Source organism: Ruegeria sp. SAZD011 (genome assembly GCF_059612545.1).
Genome location: NZ_JBXWQU010000022.1, coordinates 328,967 through 351,747 on the forward strand (window position 1 = coordinate 328,967; position 22,781 = coordinate 351,747).

General features: G+C 64.8%; 22 protein-coding genes and 1 tRNA gene. 17 read left to right on the forward strand and 6 right to left on the reverse strand.

What is annotated here, in order from left to right:
- Window positions 1-48 precede the first annotated feature (48 nt).
- Window positions 49-2,391, reverse strand: a complete 2,343-nt coding sequence (locus tag AC2FLM_RS10200) for a mechanosensitive ion channel domain-containing protein (protein WP_496857688.1) — start codon at window positions 2,389-2,391, stop codon at window positions 49-51.
- A 238-nt stretch (window positions 2,392-2,629) separates the two neighbouring features.
- Between AC2FLM_RS10200 and AC2FLM_RS10205 the strand changes: the two genes are divergently transcribed.
- The 8 genes from AC2FLM_RS10205 to AC2FLM_RS10240 are packed head-to-tail and all read left to right on the forward strand — an operon-like array spanning window position 2,630 to window position 10,408.
- Complete coding sequence (locus tag AC2FLM_RS10205) at window positions 2,630-3,910, forward strand: nucleotide sugar dehydrogenase (protein ID WP_234142790.1); 1,281 nt, start codon at window positions 2,630-2,632, stop codon at window positions 3,908-3,910.
- Window positions 3,911-3,919: 9 nt separating this feature from the next.
- Window positions 3,920-5,134 carry a glycosyltransferase family protein gene (locus AC2FLM_RS10210; RefSeq protein WP_496857691.1) on the forward strand — a complete coding sequence of 405 codons (1,215 nt, stop codon included), beginning with the start codon at window positions 3,920-3,922 and terminating at the stop codon, window positions 5,132-5,134.
- Window positions 5,131-6,375, forward strand: a complete 1,245-nt coding sequence (locus AC2FLM_RS10215) for a glycosyltransferase family 4 protein (protein ID WP_496857693.1) — start codon at window positions 5,131-5,133, stop codon at window positions 6,373-6,375. The genes AC2FLM_RS10210 and AC2FLM_RS10215 overlap by 4 nt, the downstream gene beginning before the upstream one ends.
- Before the next feature lie 2 nt (window positions 6,376-6,377).
- Window positions 6,378-7,457 (forward strand): glycosyltransferase family 4 protein, encoded by a 1,080-nt coding sequence (locus AC2FLM_RS10220; RefSeq protein WP_496857695.1) that lies wholly within the window; start codon window positions 6,378-6,380, stop codon window positions 7,455-7,457.
- Window positions 7,454-8,038: a histidine phosphatase family protein gene (locus AC2FLM_RS10225; RefSeq protein WP_496857697.1), complete on the forward strand. Its 585-nt coding sequence runs from the start codon at window positions 7,454-7,456 to the stop codon at window positions 8,036-8,038. The genes AC2FLM_RS10220 and AC2FLM_RS10225 overlap by 4 nt, the downstream gene beginning before the upstream one ends.
- Window positions 8,035-9,174 carry a glycosyltransferase family protein gene (locus tag AC2FLM_RS10230; protein WP_496857699.1) on the forward strand — a complete coding sequence of 380 codons (1,140 nt, stop codon included), beginning with the start codon at window positions 8,035-8,037 and terminating at the stop codon, window positions 9,172-9,174. The genes AC2FLM_RS10225 and AC2FLM_RS10230 overlap by 4 nt, the downstream gene beginning before the upstream one ends.
- On the forward strand, window positions 9,171-9,935 hold the full coding sequence (locus AC2FLM_RS10235) for a polysaccharide deacetylase family protein (protein ID WP_496857701.1): 765 nt from the start codon (window positions 9,171-9,173) through the stop codon (window positions 9,933-9,935). Before AC2FLM_RS10230 ends, AC2FLM_RS10235 begins: the two co-directional genes overlap by 4 nt.
- Window positions 9,932-10,408 (forward strand): class I SAM-dependent methyltransferase, encoded by a 477-nt coding sequence (locus AC2FLM_RS10240; protein ID WP_496857703.1) that lies wholly within the window; start codon window positions 9,932-9,934, stop codon window positions 10,406-10,408. The genes AC2FLM_RS10235 and AC2FLM_RS10240 overlap by 4 nt, the downstream gene beginning before the upstream one ends.
- Before the next feature lie 7 nt (window positions 10,409-10,415).
- Here the strand turns inward: AC2FLM_RS10240 and AC2FLM_RS10245 are convergent, their stop codons facing one another.
- The 5 genes from AC2FLM_RS10245 to AC2FLM_RS10265 form a co-directional block, all read right to left on the reverse strand.
- Window positions 10,416-10,679, reverse strand: a complete 264-nt coding sequence (locus AC2FLM_RS10245; protein ID WP_234221714.1) for a hypothetical protein — start codon at window positions 10,677-10,679, stop codon at window positions 10,416-10,418.
- Window positions 10,680-10,941: 262 nt separating this feature from the next.
- A tRNA-Arg gene (locus AC2FLM_RS10250) sits at window positions 10,942-11,018 on the reverse strand.
- 63 nt (window positions 11,019-11,081) lie between these two features.
- Window positions 11,082-12,467 carry a sensor histidine kinase gene (locus AC2FLM_RS10255; RefSeq protein WP_496857705.1) on the reverse strand — a complete coding sequence of 462 codons (1,386 nt, stop codon included), beginning with the start codon at window positions 12,465-12,467 and terminating at the stop codon, window positions 11,082-11,084.
- 14 nt (window positions 12,468-12,481) lie between these two features.
- A complete protein-coding gene (locus AC2FLM_RS10260) occupies window positions 12,482-13,900 on the reverse strand; it encodes a dihydrolipoyl dehydrogenase family protein (RefSeq protein ID WP_496857707.1) in 1,419 nt (472 codons plus the stop codon).
- A complete protein-coding gene (locus tag AC2FLM_RS10265) occupies window positions 13,900-14,634 on the reverse strand; it encodes a TVP38/TMEM64 family protein (protein ID WP_234219794.1) in 735 nt (244 codons plus the stop codon). The genes AC2FLM_RS10260 and AC2FLM_RS10265 overlap by 1 nt, the downstream gene beginning before the upstream one ends.
- A 306-nt stretch (window positions 14,635-14,940) precedes the next feature.
- On the opposite strand from AC2FLM_RS10265, the gene rpmH reads away from it, so the two are divergent.
- The 9 genes from rpmH to yihA all read left to right on the forward strand — a co-directional run bounded on the left by rpmH (window position 14,941) and on the right by yihA (window position 22,778).
- Window positions 14,941-15,075 (forward strand): 50S ribosomal protein L34, encoded by a 135-nt coding sequence (rpmH, locus tag AC2FLM_RS10270; protein WP_008554144.1) that lies wholly within the window; start codon window positions 14,941-14,943, stop codon window positions 15,073-15,075.
- A 24-nt stretch (window positions 15,076-15,099) separates the two neighbouring features.
- Window positions 15,100-15,525: a ribonuclease P protein component gene (gene rnpA, locus AC2FLM_RS10275; protein WP_496857709.1), complete on the forward strand. Its 426-nt coding sequence runs from the start codon at window positions 15,100-15,102 to the stop codon at window positions 15,523-15,525.
- Between the two features lie 60 nt (window positions 15,526-15,585).
- Window positions 15,586-15,849, forward strand: a complete 264-nt coding sequence (gene yidD, locus AC2FLM_RS10280) for a membrane protein insertion efficiency factor YidD (protein WP_234178061.1) — start codon at window positions 15,586-15,588, stop codon at window positions 15,847-15,849.
- A gap of 118 nt (window positions 15,850-15,967) precedes the next feature.
- Window positions 15,968-16,897, forward strand: a complete 930-nt coding sequence (locus AC2FLM_RS10285) for a calcium/sodium antiporter (protein WP_496857712.1) — start codon at window positions 15,968-15,970, stop codon at window positions 16,895-16,897.
- Between the two features lie 44 nt (window positions 16,898-16,941).
- Complete coding sequence (gene ttcA / locus AC2FLM_RS10290) at window positions 16,942-17,826, forward strand: tRNA 2-thiocytidine(32) synthetase TtcA (RefSeq protein WP_234140569.1); 885 nt, start codon at window positions 16,942-16,944, stop codon at window positions 17,824-17,826.
- 72 nt (window positions 17,827-17,898) lie between these two features.
- Window positions 17,899-19,440 carry a putative bifunctional diguanylate cyclase/phosphodiesterase gene (locus AC2FLM_RS10295; protein ID WP_496857714.1) on the forward strand — a complete coding sequence of 514 codons (1,542 nt, stop codon included), beginning with the start codon at window positions 17,899-17,901 and terminating at the stop codon, window positions 19,438-19,440.
- Between the two features lie 124 nt (window positions 19,441-19,564).
- Complete coding sequence (gene yidC / locus AC2FLM_RS10300; RefSeq protein ID WP_496857716.1) at window positions 19,565-21,394, forward strand: membrane protein insertase YidC; 1,830 nt, start codon at window positions 19,565-19,567, stop codon at window positions 21,392-21,394.
- The gene (locus tag AC2FLM_RS10305; RefSeq protein ID WP_496857718.1) at window positions 21,391-22,128 is read left to right on the forward strand and encodes an MOSC domain-containing protein; all 738 of its coding nucleotides are present in this window, start codon (window positions 21,391-21,393) and stop codon (window positions 22,126-22,128) included. The genes yidC and AC2FLM_RS10305 overlap by 4 nt, the downstream gene beginning before the upstream one ends.
- Window positions 22,125-22,778 carry a ribosome biogenesis GTP-binding protein YihA/YsxC gene (gene yihA, locus AC2FLM_RS10310; RefSeq protein ID WP_234184396.1) on the forward strand — a complete coding sequence of 218 codons (654 nt, stop codon included), beginning with the start codon at window positions 22,125-22,127 and terminating at the stop codon, window positions 22,776-22,778. The genes AC2FLM_RS10305 and yihA overlap by 4 nt, the downstream gene beginning before the upstream one ends.
- The last annotated feature ends 3 nt before the right edge of the window (window positions 22,779-22,781 follow it).

The following is a 22,781-nucleotide window of genomic DNA, read 5'->3' on the forward strand; positions in this document are numbered from 1 at the left end:
CTCCATACCCGCGGACCAAGATTTTCCTCGAAAATCTTGGTCTCCCCCTTACCGGTCGTCATCCATCATGTCGTCCAGCACATCCTCGTCGATGGCGGCCTGAACCGCGCCCGTAACCGCTTCGCGTTGCTGCGGTGTCATGTTGGCGGCCTCCTGGCCGTCGGCCAGGCGCACGGTGACTTCGCGATGGGCGAACTTGATGCCTTCGCGGGCAAAAAGCTCGCGGATATCCTGATAAACCCGCTTGCGCACCAGCCATTGATCGCCCGGCTTGGTCATGAACTTGACCCGGATGATCATCGCCGAATCCTGCATTTCGATCACGCCCTGGCTTTTCAGCGGCTGGATGAAATTATCCCCGATCACCGGATCGCTGAGCAGTTCCTGCCCCAGTTTCTTGATCAATTTGCGCACCTTTTCCACATCGGTGTCATAGGTCACCCGCAAGGGCAGCTTCATGATCACCCAATCGCGCGAGAAGTTGGTCAGAACCTTGATCTCGCCAAAGGGGATCGTGTGCAGCGCGCCTAGGTGGTGGCGCAGCTGGAACGAGCGTACCGAGATCTTCTCTACCGTCCCTTTCACATCTCCGATGTCGATATACTCTCCCTTGCGAAACGCGTCATCGAGCAGGAAGAACGCCCCCGAAAAGATGTCGCGCACCAGCGTTTGCGAACCGAAGCCCACCGCCAGGCCAACCACGCCAGCACCGGCAAAGAGCGGGCTGACATTTATCCCAACCTCCATCAGCGCGATCAGAACGATCGAGACGACCACAACGGCCAGGATCGCACCCCGAAACAGCGGCAGCAGCGTTGCCAGGCGGCTGGCGCTGGTGCCGCCGCCCTCGTCGCCCAGCTCTCCCTCGGGCACATCCACCGTCTCTTCGGCAATCTTGCTGTCGATCCAGATCCGGAAAAAGTGAAAGACGATGTAACCAAGGAAGATGATCACCATCACGTCCAGCGCCCGGTCGAGCGGCAGCTCGCCGGTCCAGTCCATCCCCGGATTCCAGATCAGGACCAGCGCATAGGTACCCACCACAAAGGCCAGAATGCCAGCGACACGGCGGGCCAGGTCCTCGTAGGTCGCGATGTGGAGCCGCTGCGCGCCCGCTCCTGCCATCGGGTGATTTTCCGCCGCTTCGGCCTCGGCCAGGGCCGCGTTCAGTTCCTTTACCTGCCGGGTGCGATCGAAGTAGCGTTCAAGCAGGTAATTCATCGCGCCATAGGCCACCACGACCGACATGAAGATGCCATAGGTACCGGCCATGAGCGGGATATGAAGCGGCCTCTCCAAGACCAGGTCAAAGGCCAGTTGGAGCCAGCCGAAAGCCATGTAGAACACGACCACAGGCGCCCAGGCGACCGAAACCAGCCGGAGCAACCAGGAGACGTCCTCCTTGGTCCGCCCGCCACGAATGGCGTTCGAGATCGCGCGCCCGTTGAACAGCACCATCAGCACGTTGCCCAGTGCGCCGATCCCGGTCAGCACGCCATAGACCATCGCGTAGACATTGTAGTTCAGGCCGAAATCCGCGACCCAGGTCGAAAACAGCTCGCTGGAGATATCGTAGGTCGCCAGCACAGAGGCCCAGAGATACAGCCGCTTGGCGTCGCGATCCGAAAAGGGCGGCAGCCGGTACTGGCTGAGATAGGGCGACAAAACCATCCGCCACAGGTCCGAGGCGGTCCGGGCAAGGAAGAAGGCGGTAAAGATGGCGGTGACGGTGAACTGGATCGACAGATCCTGCATCCTGCCAAAGACCAGAAAGCCGATGATAAAGGCAAAGACCATGGCGAACAGCGTCGCCCCTACCCCCATCACGAAGCGGAACACCAGGAACGGCATCTTCTCGCGATAGCCGCGCGGTGCCTCGCGGATCCGCGACACCACGTGTTTGCGCGCGATGCGCTTGCCGTAGATCTCGATCGACATCCAGCGCCCGATCAGCAGCAGCACGAGGTTGATCGCCAGCACCTCGGCATAGGTCGCAATCCGCCCGTCGGGACTGGTCTGGCGCAGGATGTACTGCACCTCGAAGATGGAATAGGGCAGCGCCTCGAGCCGCGAGCGCAGCGCACCGACGAAATCGGCGACCTTTTCCTGCGCCTTCATCAGTTGCGACGCCTCGCCCATCGGATCGACGGGCGCGGTTCCCTCCGCCGCCGGGTCTGTGCCGGTTGCGGCGACCCGGCCGGCGCTGTCGATCACGATGACCGAAGCGCCCGCCTCGGACGCGGCGCGAATGGCCTCGGCAAGGTCCCCGCCCGCGGCCTCTTCCGAGCTACCGCCAATCCCGGGATAAAGCGACACCTGCGCCGCCAATGGGAACGACAGGCAGAGGATCAGGCCAAAACAGGCGAGGAAGAGGCGAAAGACTGCGATCATCAATAGAACCTGTGGGGGTGTTGCGCTTCGGGGCAGCGTATCGAAGCAACGAAGTGCATTCAAATGGCAAGTGTGGTCCGACGCGAGGCGACTGCCCCGGCGGCACCGCAGAATCGTGTTTCCAAGGCGGCGGGATTTGACTAGTACGGTGCTGCCTGCGGGCCAGGATACCGGATGGCGGCAAAGGGTTGTTCTGCCCGGTCGCACGACGAAACACGCAAGATCGGGAACGCAAGCCATGTCGCGCCAAACGGATCAGGACCGGATCGCCGTGCTTGGGCTGGGCTATGTCGGCCTGCCGCTGACGCTGGGTCTGGCGCGGGCCGGTTTCCAGACGCTGGGCTTTGATACCGATGCCGGGCATATCAGCGCGCTGGGCCGTGGCCATGACCGCAACGGCGAGGTTTCGGAACGCTCGTTGCGCGAGACGCGGGCGCGGTTTTCCTGCGATCCGGCCGATCTGGCAGCCTGCACCGTCTACATCATCGGTGTGCCCACCCCGATCAACGACGCCAAGACCCCCGATCTGGAACCGCTCAAGGGCGCCTGCCGGATGATTGCGCCGCATCTGGCACCGGGTGACATGGTGATCGTGGAAAGCACGGTCTATCCCGGCGTGACCGAAGAGATCTGTGGCCCGGCTCTGGCCGAGGGCAGCGGGCTGGAACTCTATTCCCAGATCAAGCTGGCCTATTCGCCCGAGCGGGTGAACCCCGGCGATGCCGAACACTCGATGGAGAATGTGGTCAAGATCGTTTCGGCCCAGGATGCCGAGACGCTGGACCGCGTCGCCGCCATCTATACCCCGGTGGTAAAGGCCGGTGTGCACCGAGCCAGCTCGATCCGCACCGCCGAGGCGGCCAAGGTGATCGAGAATACCCAGCGCGACCTGAACATCGCCCTGGTCAACGAATTCTCGCTGATCTTCTCGCGGTTGGGCCTCGACACGCTCGAAGTGCTGGAGGCCGCCGGGACCAAATGGAACTTCCTGCCTTTCAAGCCCGGTCTGGTGGGCGGTCACTGTATCGGGGTCGACCCCTATTACCTGACCTATCGGGCCGAGCAGAGCGGCTATCACCCCGAGGTGATCCTGGCGGGACGACGTATCAACGACAACATGGGCCGCCATGTGGCGCAGCAGCTGATCAAGGCACTGATCGCCCGCCGCATCGACCCGGGCCGGGCGCGGGTGCTGGTGATGGGCTTTACCTTCAAGGAGAACTGCGCCGACATCCGCAACACGCGGGTGGCCGACATCCTGTCGGAACTGGCTGAGTTTTCTGTTGCGACCGAGATCTACGATCCCTGGGTTGACCCCGAGGCGATGACCCGTGAATATGGTGTCACTCCGGTTTCGGAACCGCCGACGGGTGTCTATGACGCGATTGTTGTTGCGGTGGCGCATCGGCAGTTTGTCGAGTTGGGGGCTGCGTCCATTCGGACCTTTGGCCTGCCGGGTGCAGTCCTCTATGATATCAAGGGCATTTTCTCCAAATCCGACGCGGATCTAAGGCTATAGACGGCAGCGATGCAGGGCGAGAGCAGGACAGTCGAAACCAGCCGCGCAGCGCGGGTAATGCTGTACAGCCACGATACGTTCGGGCTGGGACATCTTCGGCGCAGCCGCGCGCTGGCAGCGGCAATCACTCAGGCTGACCCATCAGCCTCGGCGCTGATCCTGACCGGGTCTCCGGTGGCAGGGCGTTTCACCTTTCCGCGCCGGGTAGACCATGTGCGCCTGCCCGGCGTCACCAAGCGCGCCGATGGCTCCTATGCCTCGCAGACCATGGGGATGGGCATCGACGAGGTGACTGACCTGCGCAGCGGCCTGATCCGTGGTGCGGCCGAGCGCTATGACCCCGATATCCTGATTGTCGACAAGGAACCGACCGGTTTTCGCGGCGAACTGCTGCCGACGCTCGACTGCCTGCAACGGCGCGGGCGCGCCCGGCTGGTGCTGGGGTTGCGCGACGTGCTGGACGAGCCTGAGGTGCTGGCCGCCGAATGGGCCCGCAAGGGCGCGGTGGCGGCAACGGAACGGTTCTATGACGAGATCTGGGTTTACGGGCTGCGCTCGGTCTATGACCCGACCGCGGGCCTGCCCCTCAGCCCCGAGGCCCAGGCGCGCATGCACTGGACCGGCTATCTGCGCCGCGATCTGGGGCCGGTGGGCACCCCGCCGCACCAACCCTATGTGCTGATCACCCCCGGCGGCGGCGGCGATGGCGAGGCGATGGTCAGCCTGGTCCTGTCAGCCTATGAACAGGACCCCACCCTGTCGCCCCGCGCGGTTCTGGTCTATGGCCCCTTCCTGTCGGGCGACACCCGAGCGGAATTCGAGCGGCGTGTGGCCGCGCTGAACGGGCGGGTGACGGCGGTCGGTTTCGAAAGCGAGATCGAGACACTCTTTGCCGGCGCCGCCGGTGTGGTCTGCATGGGCGGCTACAACACGTTCTGCGAGGTACTGTCGTTTGACCAGCGCGCGGTGATCGTGCCGCGTACCGTACCGCGTCTGGAACAGTGGATCCGCGCAAGCCGGGCCGAGGAACTGGGCTTGGTGCGGATGCTCGAGGAAAGCCGCGACGGCCTGACCCCCGAAACGATGATCAACGCCATCCGCAACCTGCCCAACCAACCGCTGCCCAGCCAGGCCATCGGCGAGGGGTTGCTGGACGGGCTTGATCATGTCACCCGCCGGGTCCGCGCATTGCTGAGCAAGACCAGCCACCAGGCGGCGGAATGACCTCAGACACACCGAAACTGGCCGTGGTGGTCAAGGGCTGGCCGCGCCTGTCCGAAACCTTCATCGCGCAGGAACTGGTGGCGCTGGAAGAGGCGGGCCACGATTTCGACATCTGGTCGCTGCGCCATCCGACGGATGTGAAACGCCACCCGCTGCACGAACGGCTGCGCGCGCGGGTGCACTATCTGCCGGAATACCTGTGGCAGGAACCGGAACGGGTCTGGCACGCGCGCGCTGTGGCGCAGGCCCTGCCCGGCTACGCCGAGGCCTATCGGGTCTGGCGCGCCGATCTGGCCCGGGACCGCACAAAGAACCGCATCCGCCGCTTCGGACAGGCCTGCGTGATGGCGGCCGAACTGCCCGCCTCGACCCAAGGGCTTTATGCGCATTTCCTGCATACGCCCGCCTCGGTCGCGCGTTATGCCGCGATCATGCGCGGCCTGCCGTGGAGCTTTTCGGCCCATGCCAAGGATATCTGGACCTCGCCCGACTGGGAAAAGGCCGAAAAGTTGGACGCCGCCAGCCATGGCGCTGCCTTTGGCGCCACCTGCACGGGCGTCGGTGCCGCGCATCTGCGCGGGCTGGCCGATGATCCGGGGCGGATCGATCTGGTCTATCACGGGCTTGATCTGTCCCGCTTTCCCGATCCGCCCGCGCGCAGCCCGCGCGCGGCGCGTGCGCCGCTGGCCATGTTGTCGGTCGGGCGGCTGGTGGAAAAGAAGGGCTTTGACCGCCTGATCGCCGCCTTTCGCCTGTTGCCGCCCGATCTGGACTGGCACTGGACCCATATCGGCGGCGGCGGCGACCGTGACGCCCTGGCGGCTCAGGCCGAGGCGCTGGGGATCGCCCAGCACATCACCTGGCGCGGCGCCTGCGACCAGCCCGAGGTAATCGCCGCCATGCGCGCCGCCGACCTGTTTGTGCTGCCCAGCCGGATCGCCGCCGATGGCGACCGCGACGGCCTGCCCAATGTACTGATGGAGGCGGCCTCGCAATTGCTGCCGATCCTGTCTACCCCGGTCTCTGCAATCCCCGAATTCATCACCGACGGCACCCATGGCACCCTGTCGGACGACGCGCCCGAGGCGCTGGCCCGCGCCATAACCATACTGGCCGCCGACCCTGACCGCGCCGCCCGCATGGCCGCAGCCGCGCGCCTGCGCCTGCTGTCCGACTTCACCATGGCCCCGGGCATCGCCCATCTGTCCGACCGGCTGACTGCCCTCTGCGCCGGGGGCTGAAAATGGCCCGCATCGCCTTTTACGCGCCGATGAAATCGCCCGACAGCCCGGTGCCCTCGGGCGATCGCGAACTGGCGCGCAGTCTGCGGGCGATGATCGCCGGGCGCGGCCTGCCGGTCGATCTGGTCTCGGAGTTCAAGAGCCTCGACAAGCAGGGCGATGCCGGGGCGCAGACCCGATTGCGCGCGGGTGCGACGGCAGAGGTTCAGCGGCTGATCCGCGACCTGCCCGACGATTGCGCCCTGTGGGTGACCTATCACAACTATTACAAGGCGCCGGACCTGATCGGCCCGGCGGTCTGTGCCGCTCGCGCCATCCCCTATGTGCAGATCGAAAGCACCCGCGCCACCAGCCGCCTGACCGGCCCCTGGGCCGGGTTTGCGCAGGCGGCGCATGATGCCTGCGATGCGGCGCGGGTGATCTTCTACCTTACCGCCAATGACCTGATCACGCTGGAGCGGGAACGCTTCGGCACTCAGGCGCTGGTCGAACTGCCACCCTTTCTGCCCGATGACACCCTGCCGCCACGCGCGGCGTGCACCGGCCCGATGCTGAGCGCGGGTATGATGCGGCCCGGCGACAAGCTTGCCTCGTACCGGGTGATCGCCGAAACGCTGGCGCACTTGGGCGGCGACTGGCAGCTCGATATCGCGGGCGATGGCCCCGCCCGGGCCGAGGTCGCGGCGCTGATGGCGCCCTTTGGCGCGCGGGTGCGGTTTCTGGGCCAGCTTGACCGGGCCGGATTGCAGGCCGCCTATGGCCGCTCCTCGCTGTTCTTCTGGCCCGGCGTGAACGAGGCCTTTGGCATGGTCTATCTCGAGGCGCAGGCCGCCGGCCTTCCGGTGGTGGCGCAGGACAGGCCCGGCGTGCGCGACGTGCTGCTGCCCGGCCCCGCCTATCCTGCGCCCGAGGCTGGCCCCGAGGCAATGGCCAGGATGATCGACCACCTGCGCGCCGATCCCGCCCTCCGCCAGCGGATCGGTGCGCAGGCCCGCGACCGTATTGCCACCCGGCATCTGCCCGCCGCGGCAGCGCGGGTGTTCTGGAACGCGGTGACACCGCTGATGGAGACCGCCCGATGAGACGCCTCGCCCTTTTGCGCCATGGTCACACCGACTGGAACCGCGCCGGTCGCATCCAGGGCCGCAGCGACATCCCGCTGGATGACGCCGCGCGGCACGATCTGGGCGCGCTGACCCTGCCCGCGCCCTGGGATCGCGCGACGCTCTGGTCCAGCCCGCTGGCGCGGGCGGTGGAAACCGCCGAGCTGGTGGCCGGTCACGCACCCCGCACCGCGCCTGCGCTGACCGAGATGAATTGGGGCGACTGGGAGGGGCAGCGCGGGCAAGACCTGCTGGACACGCCCGGCAGCGGCTATCGGCATATCGAGGACTGGGGCTGGGATTTCCGCCCGCCCGCAGGCGAAAGCCCGGCAGAGCTGTGGACCCGGATCGAACCCTGGCTGGCCGGGTTGACCGGCGACAATGTCGCGGTCTGCCATATCGGCATCATGCGGGTCATTCTGGCCCGCGCCCATGGCTGGGATTTCGACGGCATCCCGCCCTTCAAGGTCAAACGCAACCGGCTCTTTGTCGTCTCGCTCGACCCGCTGGCGCCGTTGGGGGAACCGGTGCGCCTGATCCCGCGCGAGGCGCTGGCATGAAGGTGATGATCGTCGTCACCCATCTGCTGGGCACCGGTCATCTGAGCCGGGCGCTGACACTGGGCCGCGCCTTTGCCACCACCGGCCATCAGGTGCGGCTGGTCTCGGGCGGTATGCCCGCCCCACAGCTCGACCCGGCGGCGCTGGATCTCGTGCAACTGCCCGCACTCCGCTCCGACGGGGTGGATTTCGCCCGCCTTCTGACCGAAACCGGGGCCGAGGCTGACGTAGGTTTTCACCACACGCGGCAGGCGGCGCTGCTGGAGGCACTCACCGCCTTTGCCCCCGATGTGCTGATCACCGAGCTTTATCCCTTTGGCCGCCGCAGCTTGCAGGAGGAGTTCCGCGCGCTGCTGGCTGCCGCGCGGGCGCTGCCGCATCCGCCGCGGGTGCTGAGTTCGATCCGCGACATCCTCGCACCGCCCTCGAAACCGGCCAAGGCCGAAGCAACCGATCGGGTGATCGCCGAGGCCTATGACGCGGTGCTGGTGCATTCCGACCCTCGTGTCACGCGGTTGGAGGCCAGTTGGCCGGTCAGCGCCGCACTGGCGGGCAAACTGCGTTACACCGGCTATGTGGCGCCGCCCCCCGCCGCACCGCACCCGGAGCGCACCGGGGCGGGAGAGATACTGGTCAGCGCCGGTGGTGGTGCCGTGGGCGGGCCGCTGTTCCGGGTCGCGCTGGAGGCCGAGCGCCGGATGCCCGACCAACGCTGGCGGCTGCTGGTGGGGGGTACGCAGGCTGGCGCCGAGGTGGCCGCATTGCAAGCGCAAGCTGGCGATGCCCCGATCACGGTAGAACCCGCGCGCCCCGATTTCCGCGCCATGCTGAGCCATGCCGCGGCCTCGGTCAGCATGTGCGGCTACAATACCGCGCTGGACCTGCTGCAAGCTGGCACCCCGGCCGTGCTGATCCCCTTTGACGCGGGCAAGGAGGTCGAACAGGGCCTGCGCGCCCAAGCCCTGACCGCCCTGCCCGGCTTTGCCACGGTGACCAGCGCTGAGCTGACCCCCGAAACCCTGGTCCGGGCCTTGCGTCAGGTGATGACCGATCCGCGCCGCGAAACGTCCGCCTTGCACTTTGATGGCGCGGCCGAGGCGGTACGAATCGTCGAGAAGATGGAGGCGGCACGATGACCCCGGACTGGACCCCACTCGATGCCGAACTGGCGCGATGGGCAGCGGAAGGGGTGACCCTGCCGCTCTGGTGGCGCGACGATGACGCGGTGACCTCGACACCACAGCTGGATCAGTTGACCGCGCTGGCCGAGGATTTGGATCTGCCGGTGCATCTGGCGGTGATCCCCGCCGGGGCCGAAACCGCGCTGGCTGGCCATGTCGCGGCGCATCCGCATCTGGTCCCGGTCGTGCACGGCTGGGCGCATCAGAACCATGCCCCCGCGACCGAGAAGAAGGCCGAGTTTCGCGCCCACCGCCCGCTGCCCGAGATCCTGGACGAAGCCCGGCAAGGCAAGGTGCGGTTGCAGGCGCTGTTCGGCGCCGCGCTGCGCCCGATGTTCGTGCCACCCTGGAACCGAATCGCACCCGAGGTCGCCTCCGGCCTGCCCGCACAGGGCTTTCGCGCGCTGTCCACCGCAACCCCGCGCCGCAACCCGATGGCCGCGCCGGGGCTGGCGCAGATCAACACCCATCTCGACCCGATCGACTGGCGCGACAGCCGAGGTCTTCTGCCGCCGCAATCCCTGATCGCCCAGACCACAGCGCTGCTGATCGACCGGCGCGAAGGACGCGCCGACGCAGCCGAACCCTTCGGCGTCCTGACCCACCATCTGGTGCATGACGATGAAATCTGGCAATTCACCCGGGCGCTGCTGACGCGGCTCTTGGCCGGACCGTCACAGCCCTGGACCATGCCCACCGAGGAGATCCAACAATGAGCCGACTGGATTCGATGCTGCGCCGCCTGACCGCTCAGCGAGACGGGCTGAACTGGGCCGCCCAGCAGATTGCCGACATGCCCGGTGAGGTGCTTGACATGGGTCTGGGCAACGGGCGCACCTTTGACCACCTGCGAGAGATCCTGCCCGACCGGCGCATCCGGGTGATGGACCGGGTGCTGCAATGCCACCCCTCGTGCACCCCGCCCGAGGCCGATTTCCTGATGGGGGAAGCGGAACCGATGCTGGAGCGTCTGACCGCCGAGGGCGCCCCGATCGTTCTGGCCCATTACGATTTCGGCATGGGGATCAAGGCCGATGACGTGGCCGAAGCTGCCCGTCTCAGCCCGCTGATCGCTCGTGTGATGGTACCGGGCGGCCTGATCATCTCGGGGCAGCCGCTGGTCGGGTTCACAGCCATCGCCGCACCCGACAGCATCCCGCCCGAACGCTACCTGTTCTACCGCGCCTGAACCGACCTCAAACCACCCCCATCGCCATGACCACCAGCAACAGGACCGCCGGTACCAGTGACAATCCCAGCGCCCAGTTGAGCGCCCGGTTCGAAATCGCCAGGATCAGCGCCGGAATCGCGAATATTGCCGTGGTTCCGATGCCAACGGTCAGAAACCCCAACGCCATCCCGCGCCCCGCCGCATCCAGCGAGGCATTGACGGTTGATATCCAAGCCCCGCCATAGAGCAGGGCATAGGCAAGGCAGATGGCAAACACGGCACGGCGCATACATCGATGTTAGGCCGGTTCGACGGACTTGTCGAACAAGTCGGAATGGTAAAGGCTCCGGGCCAATGGAACGAAGGCGACAACGTCCAGAAACCGATGTTCCAGACCTATTGATTCCAGTCTGTTGGCATAAATCAGGCGGGGCACGCAAACCTGAACGATAAGCAGAATACCTAGTCGGCCATTGTCCACAATGTGAAGGCGCGTAACCCTGCCCCAAGGAGGAGTGTCACTTAAGTATTTGATTTACTAGGGATTACCATGGCGGACCGAGGAGGATTCGAACCCCCGACCCCTTGATTCGTAGTCAAGTACTCTATCCAACTGAGCTATCGGTCCGCGTGGTGAGGGGCTATCTAGACCCTAGTCCGGGGGGGCGCAACCCGATTCTGCGAAAATCGATCAAAAAGTTTCGCCCCCCTTCGGGAGCCTTATTTCAAAGACGGTTCCGCCCGGTCCGCTGTCTTTCAGAACCAATGCGCCGCCATGGCCGCGCACCAGTTCGGCGGAAATCGCAAGGCCCAGGCCCGAGCCCCCCTTGCGCACGCCGCCCTGGAACGGGGTGAACAGATTCTCACGCGCCTTTGGAGGCAATCCCGGGCCGGTATCGCGCACCTCGATCACCCAATCCGCCTCGGTCTCGTGGCCCGAGACAGCGACCAGACCGGGCTGTCCGGTGACTTCCAGCGCCTGACGTGCATTGCGCACCAGGTTCATCACCACACGGAACAGCTGTTCAGGATCGGCCCGCGCGCTCAGCGTCTCGGGCATTTCGTTGACGATCTCGACCGCGCTTTCGCCCAGCGCAAGCCGCTCGCTGGCGACCACGTCCTCGGCGACCGCATGCAGGCGGACCATCGTGAGCATCGGCGAGGGTTCCTCGGCCCGGCCAAAGGCCAACGTACTTTCGCACAGCGACACCGCGCGGGTGATCGAGTTGACCAGCTTCGGCGCCATCCGGCGCACCAGCGGGTCCTCGCTGGTCTCGATCCGATCGGTGAACAGCTGCGCCGAGGTCAGGATGTTGCGCAGATCGTGACTGACCTTGGCCACTGCACCGCCCAGTTGCGCCAGCCGCTCACGCTGGCGCAGTGCCTGGGTCAGCTGGCGTTGCAGCATCTGCAAGGCTTCCTCGGCCTCGCGCAGTTCGGTCACACCGGAATTAGGGGTGATGATGCCGCGTACATCCTCGGGCGCGCGGGCATAGCGTTGCATGTAGTCGACAACGCTTCTGATCGGGCGCACCAGGATGGCACGAACCGCAAGGAACAGGAAAAAGGCGGTGATGATCGAGATCACCAGCGACAACAGCAGGATGCGCGCGCCATAGTCGATCATCGCCGTTCTGAGCGGTTGGCTGTCCATGGTGACCTCGATCAGCAATCCGGCCTCCTTGACCGGTTCGCCGATCACCCGGATCACCTCGTTCTCGGACATGAAGAAGCGCAGCAGCGCATCGCGCATCAGGATCCAGGGCGAGGCCTGCCGCAGGTCATAGCTCTGCGCGATCTGGCCGGGGATCGGAGAGCTGAGCATCAGCTGCCGCACCTCGTCGCGACGCAGCACCACGTTATAGACTCCGGCGTTTTCCAGCAGCTCGGCCTCAAGATCGGTGGCCAGCATATCATCTGCCAGCAGCGCCAGCGAGGCAATCTGCGCCCGTTCCAGCCGGTTTTGCAGAAAATCCTGACGGAACCGTGCGATCGAGGGGACAAAGATCAGCACTTCGGCCAACATCACGAAGGCGACCGTCAGGATCAGAAACCGGCCCGAAAGCGAGTTCAGCATGATGTCCTTTCCCGTCAGGGAAGCCAGCGCTGCACCAGCCCGACCACCCGTTTCACTGTCTGATTTTCGAACAGGCGCGGCGAGAAATAGGCCCCCGCCGCGCGCTTGTTGATCTCGCCAATCGTTGGGTACGGAGACACCATCGCCGCAACCTGACTCATCTTCAGATTATTGGCCAGAACCAGCGACCACAAGTTCACGTGTTCCCCGGCCTGATGACCGACGATGGTGACACCAACCGGACGCCCCCGGACCACCATCACCTTGATGAACCCCTCGGTGCGACGTTCTGCGATGGCGCGGTCGTTATGAAGATAGTCGAACCGGGCGACCTCGACCCTGTCACCATGTTCCTTGCGGGCCTCTGCCTCGGTCAGGCCGATCTGGGCCAGTTCCGGGTCGGTATAGGTTGCGCGCGGAATGTGATCGGTCCGCGCCTTCGAGGGCAAGCCAAACAGGGCCGAGCGCAGGATCACCCCGGCCTGATATCCCGCCACATGGGTGAATTGCAGCCCCCCCGCCACATCGCCAATGGCATAGACGCGGCGGTTGCTGGTACGCAGCGACGCATCGACGCGAATGCCGGTGCGCGTGGTCTCGACCCCCGCGACTTCAAGGTTCAGCCGGTCGGTGCTGGCCTTACGCCCGACCGCCACCAGCAGATGGGTGCCCGCAAAGATACGGCCCTCGGCGCTCACTACCTCGATGGCACCGGCCTGGCCGCGGATCTGGGCGGCGGCGGTCTCCTCGGCGATCTCGACGCCTTCGGCGCGCAGCTGATCAAGCACCAGCGCGGCGGCCTCGGGATCCTCGCGGCCCAGGGCGCGGTCGGCCTCGATCACGGTGACCTTGCAACCCAGCCGCATATGCGCCTGCGCCATTTCCAGCCCGATCGGTCCGCCGCCGATGATCAGCAGATGATCGGGGCGCTCGCGCAGGGCAAACAGGGTTTCGTTGGTCAGATAGGGTACGCTGTCCAACCCAGGGATCGGCGGGATCAAGGGGGTCGAGCCGGTGGCGATGACGATGCGCCGGGCCACGATCAGGTGCGCCCCTGCCTGCACCTCGGTCCTGGAAACGAAATGTCCGTATTCGCGGATCACCCGCACGCCCAGCCCCTCGAACCGGTCCTGACTGTCGACCGGTGCGATCTGTGCGATCACCGCGGCGACGTGATCCTTGACCGCCGCAAAATCCACCTGCGGTTCCTGCCTGGCCACGCCAAGACCGGCGCCCCTCATACAGGCATGGGCAGCCTTGGCACTGGCGATCAGCGCCTTCGAGGGAACGCAGCCATAGTTCAGGCAGTCGCCCCCCATTTCATGCCCTTCGAGCAGCACCACCCGTGCGCCCATCTGGCTGGCACCCGCCGCCACCGACAAACCGCCGGACCCCGCGCCGATCACCAGCAGGTCGGTCTTGATCCGCTCCATCACATTTCCTCCGGCTTTCCGCGCAGGGCCTTGATGACGATGGGCAGCGCCGCCAACAGGCAAAGGCCCAGGATAGGCCCGATCACGAAAGGTTCCCGGAACAGCGAAAGGTCAGGGGTTTCGCCGCGATCGAACACGCCACCCAACCCCACCCCGATCCAGGTGAAAACGATCGCGCCGGGTACGATGCCCAGCGCCGTGGTCAGCACATAGTTGCGCAGCTTTACCCCCACCAGCGCCGGGATCAGATTGGCCGCGAAGAACGGCACCGCAGGTACCAGCCGCAGCAGGAACAGCACCTCGACCTCGTTGCGCCGCAGCCCGTCCTTGAGCCGTTTTACCGCGCCCTCAGAGGCCTCGAGCCGCGCGGTCAACATCGCCCCCAGCCCGGCGCGGGCGGCCAGAAAGATCACAACCGCCCCGATGGTGGCCGCGAGCACATTCAGCACGGTGCCGACGGCGAGGCCGAACAGAAATCCGCCTGTCATCGAGGCCACCGCCGCACCGGGCAGGGAAAAGGCCACGATCAGCACATAGATGCAGACGAAGATTGCCGCCATCGCGGCATAATGCGCCTCTCGATAGGCCAGCAACGCCTGCCGATTCGCGGCCAGCGTATCGAAACTGAGATAGTCGCGCAGGGTGACGGCCCCGACCACCGCGACCAGAACGATTGCGATCAACGGCAAATGGCGCAGCAGGCGGCGCGGCGCGGGTTGGGCGGTTTGGCGCATCGGATCCGGATTTGTTTCGGGGTCGGGCTTCATCTTGTCCCCAAGATGCAGACCCGCGCCGTCAAACAACAGGGTATTCACGCCCGGTTGAACGCAAAGGGATAAAAACGTGAGAAAAACACCGCCTGCGCCGGGAAACTGAAACCTTTCTGCTGGCGGTCGGGGGGAAATTGTTGCAAAAGCCCGCAAAACCCCTCTCAGAGGGTTTGACTTGCCCGGCCTCTGGCATTAGAGGACGGGCTTCGACAGACACACGGGTGGCGAATCCGCGCCGCGCCCGACCGCAAGAAATTGGAGTACGGAGCGATGAAACGCACCTATCAGCCTTCGAACCTGGTTCGCAAACGCCGCCATGGCTTCCGCGCGCGCATGGCCACCAAGGCCGGCCGCAAGATCCTGAACGCACGCCGCGCGCGTGGCCGCAAGGAACTCAGCGCCTAAGCGCTGCGACCCGTTCTGACGGATATGACACCGCCGGAGGCCCCCAGGGATGGCACCGCCAACCACGGGGAAACGCCTCCGGCGGTGTCCGTTTGCACGTCAAACGGGATAGTCGTCCTGCGCAAGCGCAGCGATTTCCTGAAGGCCGCGCGTGCGCGTCGTCAGGGCGCGGGCTCGATGATGGTCCAGGCCCGCAAGCGCGCCGAGGGTGAGGCACCGGGCATCCGTGTCGGGTTCACCTGTTCCAAGAAGGTCGGCAACGCCGTGGCCCGCAATCGCGCCAAACGCCGCCTGCGCGAGGCCGCGCGGCTGGTACTGCCGGAAATGGGTCGCCCCGGCTGGGACTATGTGCTGATCGGGCGCCCCGCAGACACCGCCGCGCGCCCCTTCGACGCGCTGCTGGACGATCTGCGCCGGGCGCTGCGCAAGCTGCACGCGCCCAAACCCTGACCCACTGCATTTCGTCGCAACGTGCTTGGCAGTGACAGGCCTGCACCCTAGATTGGCGCCATGACCCCGCTTGCCCATATTCTGGCACTGCCCGTGCGCGCCTATCGGCTGATCTTTTCACCCTGGGTCGGATTCAACTGCCGCTATCAGCCCACCTGCTCGGCCTATGCGCTGGAGGCACTGGAAAAACACGGGGCCATTCGCGGCGGCTGGCTGGCCGCGCGACGGATCGGGCGCTGTCACCCGCTGGGCAGCGACGGCTATGATCCGGTCCCCGACCCCAAGGTCGACAACGGCAAACCGAGCCATCCGCCAGCTGATTGACGCTGCGCGCCGCTCCGCCGACATGGGGCAGTATATTTCCTGCCCCATCTTGCAGCGCAGCAATGCTGCGCACAGGTATCAGTCGCAGTCGGACACCACCTAGCCGGGATATCTGAAATTGGATTACCTCTACATCGCCGCCGGGCTGATCGGTTTGTTTCTGGGTGGCGAGGCATTGGTGCGTGGAAGCGTCGGTCTGGCCCGCCGCCTTGGTCTGTCGCCACTTTTGATCGGTCTGACTGTCGTGGGATTTGGCACCTCGACCCCGGAGTTGCTGGTCTCGGTCGACGCCGCGTTGCGTGGCGTACCCGATATCGCTTTGGGTAACATTCTGGGATCGAATATCGCAAACATCCTGTTGATCGGAGGCATCACCAGCCTGGTCTGGCCGATCAATGGTAAATCTGCGGGTCTGTGGCGCGATCTGACGGCGATGCTGGTGGCAACTGTCGCATTGGGGCCGCTTCTGCTGAGCGGCCAGATGACCCGGGTCGTGGGCCTGTTCCTGCTGCTGTCTCTCGTTGCCTACCTGATCTGGTCCTACCGCCAATCCGGCGGCTCTTGCGCCGACAATACCGAAACCGACCTGCCGGAACTGCCCTCACGCCCCGTGGTCGCTCCGCTGCTGATCGGCGCGGGCCTGCTGGGCCTGATGATCGGCGCGCGGTTGCTGGTCGATGGCGCGGTCTCGGTCGCACAGGGGCTGGGCGTGTCGGATGCCTTCATCGGCCTGACCATCGTTGCCGTCGGCACCTCGCTGCCCGAGCTCGCGACCTCGGTCATTGCCGCCTTCCGGCGCCAGTCCGAAATCGCGGTGGGCAATATCGTCGGTTCGAACATCTTCAACATTCTCGGCATCCTGGGCGCCACCGCCGTCATCGCACCCATCCCCATAGCGGCACGCTTTGCCCTGTTCGACCTGCCGGTCGCACTGGCTGCGTCAGTCGCCTTCAGCGTGCTGCTCTTGTGGCGCGCGGGCGTCAATCGCCGCGCGGGCATCCTGTTACTGCTGGCCTATGTCGCCTATGTCTCGGCCGCGCAGGGCTGAGCGCGGCGCTTGCCCGGCTGATGCAAACACTGTAAGGCCCGCCCATGCTGGACGAGAACGAAGACATCCACCCGCTTTTTGCCGGCGCCCCCGCGACGACCGAGTTCAAGAAGCTGCGCAAACGCATCGTGCGCTACACGCGCGAGGCGATCGAGCAATATGGCATGGTCGAGCGCCGTGCCGATGGCAGCACGCCGAAATGGCTGGTCTGCCTGTCAGGGGGCAAGGACAGCTATACGCTTCTGGCGGTTCTCTATGAACTGAAATGGCGTGGCCTGCTGCCGGTTGACCTGCTGGCCTGCAACCTGGATCAGGGCCAGCCCGGCTTCCCCTCGACCGTGTTGCCCGAGTTCCTCGACCGCATGGGTGTGCCCAACCGGATCGAGTATCAGGACACCTATTCGGTTGTTGTCGACAAGGTGCCCGAGGGGCGCACCTATTGCGCGCTCTGCTCGCGGCTCAGGCGCGGCAATCTCTATCGGATCGCGCGCGAAGAGGGCTGTTCGGCGGTGGTTCTGGGTCATCACCGCGACGATATCCTTGAAACCTTCTTCATGAACCTGTTTCACGGCGGGCGTCTGGCGACGATGCCGCCCAAGCTGGTCAACGAAGAGGGTGATCTGTTCGTCTTCCGCCCGCTCGCCCATGTGGCCGAGGCCGATTGCGAGAAATTCGCGCGCGCGATGAATTATCCGATCATCCCCTGCGACCTGTGCGGCAGCCAGGACGGGTTGCAACGTCAGCAGGTCAAACAGATCCTCGATGGCTGGGAGAAGAATCGTCCCGGCCGGCGCCAGGTGATGTTCCGGGCGCTGATGAATGCGCGTCCGTCGCATTTGCTGGACCCGAAACTCTTCGATTTTCAGGGACTTGAGTTGGGTTCCCGTGAAAAAGGCGAAAATTTTGGGGAAATTCCGCTGCTGCGTTAACGTCTGACTCAGACTGGTTTCCTACGGTCCAACAAGGCGCGCGTTGCGCCTTGCGAAAGGCCAGTAGACCCGATGCGGATAAAACCGTCCCTGACCCGAATTCGACATGCAATCGTGCCGGTGCTTACAGGCCCGCCGATTCTGGCTTTCTTGCCGGCAATCACTCTCGGGGCGTTCTGGCTGGGGGGCGAAATTGCCCTGTTGCTGGCGTCTCTGGGCCTGCCTTTGATGTTCGCCTTTGCCGGGGCCTTCGGCAAATGGCCCGCAACCTATCAGGTGCCGCGTGACAGCGTGACCGGTCTGATGCTTCGGGACGGATTCGAAAGCGCCGCGACCCATATTCACGCGATGGCGGCCGAGACCGACCGGAAATCGGCCTGTTTTCTCATTGAACTCGACGATTACGCCGAACTGGTGGACCATCACGGACAGACAGCAGGCGACCTTGTCGCCCAACGCAGCGGCGAACGAATTCTGGCTTCGCTACGCAACAACGATGTGGTGGCGCGCTTGGGTGACAAACGGTTTGCCGTCTGCCTGGCGCCGGTGCCGCAACTGGACCTGGAGCTGTGTATCCAACTCGCGGGCCGGATGCAGAGCGCGGTAGAGGACCCGATCTCTCTCAATGGGGTGGCCGTCTATGTGTCCTGCTCGATCGGCTTCTGTCAGAACCGCCGGGCCCCCGGACACAGCGCCAGCGACTGGCTCGATGCCGCGAATGTGGCCCTGGCTGCGGCGCAGGGCGCCGGCCCCTCCTCCATCCGCGCCTATGCCCCGGACATGGAGCGCAAGCCGGGCGGTGCATCCGAGTTGCGCGATGAGGTACAGGCAGCGCTGGAAAACGGGCAGATTCAGCCCTGGTACCAGCCGCAGATCTCGACCGACACCGGCAAGGTCACCGGGTTCGAGGCGCTGGCGCGCTGGAACCACCCCGCGCGCGGCCTTATGACGCCAAACGTTTTTCTGCCAGTGATCGAAGAGGCCGGGCTGATGGAGCGTCTGGGGCAAGTGATGCTGTATCACGCCCTGACAGCGATCAAGGCCTGGGACAGCGCGGGGGTCGATGTTCCGCGGGTCGGTGTCAACTTCGCCTCGGACGAGTTGCGAAATCCGGGTCTTGTCGAACGGGTGCAGTGGGAGCTTGACCGGTTTGACCTGACCCCGGACCGGCTGTCGGTGGAAATCCTGGAGACAGTGTTCTCGAACACACCCGATGACGTGATCACCCGTAACATCGCAGGGCTGGGCAAGCTTGGCTGCCGCATCGACCTTGACGATTTCGGTACGGGCCATGCCTCGATCGCGTCGATCCGCCGCTTCGACATCTCGCGCATCAAGATCGACCGGTCCTTTGTGATGAAGGCGGACCGCGACCCCGAGCAACAGCGCATGATCGCGGCAATCCTGACCATGGCCGAGCGGCTGGAACTGGAAACCCTGGCCGAAGGGGTGGAAACCGTCGGCGAACATGCGCTGCTGGCGCAGTTGGGTTGCGACCATGTTCAGGGCTTCGGGATCGGCAAACCGATGCCTTTCGACCAGACCCTCGATTGGATCGCGCATCACGACGCGAAACTGCAGGATGCCCCGAGGATCGGGCGCGAAACCGGCTGAACCCACGCGAACCACCGACACCGGAGCGTTTCCGCTCCGCCCTAGGGCCGATTCCGCTTGACCTTTGTGCCATCACTCTGTTGAACCCTGCGTGGTCTTTCACTGCACAAGGTGGCTGTCCCCGATGGACGATCAGAACAAGAATCTCATCCTCGCAACAGCGCTCAGCTTTCTGGTGATCCTGGTCTGGTTCATCCTGTTCCCGCCACCGGAACAGACCGAGGCGCCCGCGACCGAGATCGCAACCACCGACGGCACCGCCGTGCAGGCCCCCACTGCCGCCACGACCCAAACCGGCTCGGGCGAGGTTCCCCTGCTCGACAGCAATGCGCCGACCGACGCCGAAGCGCCGCGGGTTCAGATCGACACCCCGCGCCTGAAGGGCAGCGTGTCCCTGCTCGGTGGTCGGATCGACGAGCTTTCGCTGAAGGATTATCGCGTCTCACTCGATGAGGATGCCGAGATCGTCGAGATGCTGACCCCAGCCGGGTCGACCTCGGCCTATTACGCGCTTTATGGCTGGGCGCCCGGCACCGGCCTGAACGCCGCCGACGTGCCTGGCCCGCTGACCGAATGGTCGCTTGAATCCGGAGAAACCCTGAGCGTGGGCAGCCCGGTGACGCTGCGCTGGTCCAATGGCAGCGGCGTCACCTTCCGCCGCACCCTGGCGGTGGACGAGGATTACATGTTCACCGTCACCCAGTCGGTCGAGAACAGCTCTGCGGCTCCGATCGGCGCCGCGCCCTATGGCATCCTGGCCCGTCACGGTGTTGGCGAGGATGCCGACCTGCCGGGGCTTAAGAACTTCTTCATCCTGCATGAGGGTGTCGTCGCCATGAATGACGGCACCCTGTCGGAAATCGACTACAAGGATGTGCGCAAGTTCGACATCGACCCGAACGAGGGCGCACAGGCCGAAGTATTCCAGAACAAATCCGACGGCTGGATCGGGTTCACCGATCACTATTGGATGGCGACCCTGATCCCCGGATCGGGCGGCGCCTTCAAATCGGCTGCCAAATATGACGCCCGGCGCAAAATTTATCAGGCCGAAACCGTCCTGCCGACCATGACCGTCGCACCGGGCGAAAGCGCCGAGGTAACCACCCGCCTGTTCGCAGGCGCAAAGGAATGGGAAAGCATTCGCGCCTATCAGAAGGACGGTGTGCAGAAGTTCCTCGACAGTATCGACTGGGGCTGGTTCTTCTTCCTGACCAAGCCGATCTTCTGGCTGCTGCACCAGCTCAACGGGCTGATCGGCAACATGGGCTGGTCGATCATCGGCCTGACCCTGATCATCAAGGCGATCGTTTTCCCGCTGGCTCTTAAATCCTATGTCTCGATGGCCAAGATGAAAGAGCTTCAGCCGCAGATGGAGGCCCTGAAAGAGGCGGCCGGCGACGACCGCCAGAAGATGCAGCAGGGCATGATGGAGCTTTACAAGAAGGAAAAGGTGAACCCGGCCGCGGGCTGTCTGCCGATCCTGCTGCAAATCCCGATCTTCTTCTCGCTCTACAAGGTGATCTTTGTCACCATCGAATTGCGCCAGGCGCCGTGGTTCGGCCCGTTCCGCGATCTCAGCATGCCGGACCCGACCTCGATCATGAACTTCTTCGGCTGGCTGCCCTGGGCCGGGCCCGAGCCGGGCTCGCTGGCGGCAACCATCCTCATCGGCATCCTGCCGCTGCTATTGGGCATCTCGATGTGGCTGCAACAGAAGCTTAATCCGGCGCCCACCGACCCGACCCAGGCGATGATCTTTGCCTGGATGCCCTGGGTGTTCATGTTCATGCTGGGCAGCTTTGCCAGCGGCCTGGTGGTTTACTGGATCGCGAACAACACGATCACCTTTACCCAGCAGTACATCATCATGCGCAGCCACGGGTACAAACCGGACGTGTTCGGCAACATCAAGTCCGGCTTTGCCCGCAAGCCCAAGGCAGACAAGAAATGACCGGTACGGTCACCGGGCTCTGGCGGCATCCGATCAAGAGCCATGGCCGCGAGGCGCTGGACAGCGTCACCCTCAACCCCGGGCAGACCATGCCCGGGGATCGTGTTTGGGCGGTGGCGCATGAGATGTCCCAGGCGGACGGGTCCGAATGGGTGCATTGCGGTCATTTCAGCCGGGTGTCCAAGGTGCCCGAGCTGATGGCGATCACTGCCACGCTCAACGGCGAGCGTGTCACCCTGCGCCATCCCAAACGCCCCGAACTGGAGTTCGCCCCCGAGACCGAGGCCGACCGCTTCCTTGAATGGGTGAAACCCTTGATGCCACAGGATCGGACCCAATCGGCCCGAATCATCCGGGTACCCGGACGCGGCATGACCGATAGCGATTTCCCCTCGGTGACGCTGTGCAACATGGCTTCGCACCGGGCAGTGGAACAGCGGATCGGGCATCCTCTGTCGCCACTACGCTGGCGCGGCAATATCTGGTTCGACGGCTTGCCCTTGTGGGAGGAGTTCGACTGGCTCGACCGCGAGGTGCAGATCGGCGAGGTGGTGTTCGCCGTGCGCGAACGCACCGACCGCTGCGCCGCGACCACCACCAATCCCGAAACCGGGATTCGCGATGCCGACACGCTGGGCGCTCTCGATCACTGGGGTCATCGTGATTTCAGCGTCCGGGCCGAAGTGATCCGCGGCGGCACCATCCGCCTTGGAGACGAGGTGCGCCCGCTATGACCGCCCTGCCCTTTCCCATTGCCGAAGAGCCCGACGCGTTCGCAACTGAAACGGGGCGCAAGCTGTTCGCCGGCCCGTCCGAATTCGTCAAGGGCGTGGTGGCGATGTCCGGCCTGCCCCCCGCCGACCGGGTCGAGGTCTGCTTCGCCGGCCGCTCGAACGTGGGCAAATCCAGCCTGATCAACGCGCTGACCGGCACCAAGGGGCTGGCACGCGCCTCGAACACGCCGGGCCGCACTCAGGAAATCAACTTCTTCACCCAGGGACCCGAGCTCTATCTGGTCGACCTGCCGGGCTATGGCTATGCCAATGCGCCGCTGAAAGTGGTCGAGAAATGGCAAAAACTGCTGAAACAGTATCTCAGCGGTCGCCAGACCCTGCGCCGCGCCTTTGTGCTGATCGACGCCCGCCATGGGGTCAAGGCCGTCGATGACGAGATCATGAAGCTGCTCGACACCAGTGCCGTGACCTTTCAATGCGTGCTGACCAAGGCCGACAAGGTCAAGGCCGCCGAGCGCGACAAGGTGCTTGCGCAGGTGCGCGCGGCGCTGGCCAAGCACCCGGCCGCCTATCCTGAAATCGTCCTCACCTCGTCGGAAAAAGGTGACGGTATCGCGACACTCAGGTCCATCATCGCCCATCTCGAGTAGGTG

Bases quoted from the DNA above. Each gene is read 5' to 3' on its own strand.
- AC2FLM_RS10200 (WP_496857688.1), bottom strand. From the start codon at position 2,391: ATGATCGCAGTCTTTCGCCTCTTCCTCGCCTGTTTTGGCCTGATCCTC.
- AC2FLM_RS10205 (WP_234142790.1), top strand. From the start codon at position 2,630: ATGTCGCGCCAAACGGATCAGGACCGGATCGCCGTGCTTGGGCTGGGC.
- AC2FLM_RS10210 (WP_496857691.1), top strand. From the start codon at position 3,920: ATGCAGGGCGAGAGCAGGACAGTCGAAACCAGCCGCGCAGCGCGGGTA.
- AC2FLM_RS10215 (WP_496857693.1), top strand. From the start codon at position 5,131: ATGACCTCAGACACACCGAAACTGGCCGTGGTGGTCAAGGGCTGGCCG.
- AC2FLM_RS10220 (WP_496857695.1), top strand. From the start codon at position 6,378: ATGGCCCGCATCGCCTTTTACGCGCCGATGAAATCGCCCGACAGCCCG.
- AC2FLM_RS10225 (WP_496857697.1), top strand. From the start codon at position 7,454: ATGAGACGCCTCGCCCTTTTGCGCCATGGTCACACCGACTGGAACCGC.
- AC2FLM_RS10230 (WP_496857699.1), top strand. From the start codon at position 8,035: ATGAAGGTGATGATCGTCGTCACCCATCTGCTGGGCACCGGTCATCTG.
- AC2FLM_RS10235 (WP_496857701.1), top strand. From the start codon at position 9,171: ATGACCCCGGACTGGACCCCACTCGATGCCGAACTGGCGCGATGGGCA.
- AC2FLM_RS10240 (WP_496857703.1), top strand. From the start codon at position 9,932: ATGAGCCGACTGGATTCGATGCTGCGCCGCCTGACCGCTCAGCGAGAC.
- AC2FLM_RS10245 (WP_234221714.1), bottom strand. From the start codon at position 10,679: ATGCGCCGTGCCGTGTTTGCCATCTGCCTTGCCTATGCCCTGCTCTAT.
- AC2FLM_RS10255 (WP_496857705.1), bottom strand. From the start codon at position 12,467: ATGCTGAACTCGCTTTCGGGCCGGTTTCTGATCCTGACGGTCGCCTTC.
- AC2FLM_RS10260 (WP_496857707.1), bottom strand. From the start codon at position 13,900: ATGGAGCGGATCAAGACCGACCTGCTGGTGATCGGCGCGGGGTCCGGC.
- AC2FLM_RS10265 (WP_234219794.1), bottom strand. From the start codon at position 14,634: ATGCGCCAAACCGCCCAACCCGCGCCGCGCCGCCTGCTGCGCCATTTG.
- rpmH (WP_008554144.1), top strand. From the start codon at position 14,941: ATGAAACGCACCTATCAGCCTTCGAACCTGGTTCGCAAACGCCGCCAT.
- rnpA (WP_496857709.1), top strand. From the start codon at position 15,100: ATGACACCGCCGGAGGCCCCCAGGGATGGCACCGCCAACCACGGGGAA.
- yidD (WP_234178061.1), top strand. From the start codon at position 15,586: ATGACCCCGCTTGCCCATATTCTGGCACTGCCCGTGCGCGCCTATCGG.
- ttcA (WP_234140569.1), top strand. From the start codon at position 16,942: ATGCTGGACGAGAACGAAGACATCCACCCGCTTTTTGCCGGCGCCCCC.
- AC2FLM_RS10295 (WP_496857714.1), top strand. From the start codon at position 17,899: ATGCGGATAAAACCGTCCCTGACCCGAATTCGACATGCAATCGTGCCG.
- yidC (WP_496857716.1), top strand. From the start codon at position 19,565: ATGGACGATCAGAACAAGAATCTCATCCTCGCAACAGCGCTCAGCTTT.
- AC2FLM_RS10305 (WP_496857718.1), top strand. From the start codon at position 21,391: ATGACCGGTACGGTCACCGGGCTCTGGCGGCATCCGATCAAGAGCCAT.
- yihA (WP_234184396.1), top strand. From the start codon at position 22,125: ATGACCGCCCTGCCCTTTCCCATTGCCGAAGAGCCCGACGCGTTCGCA.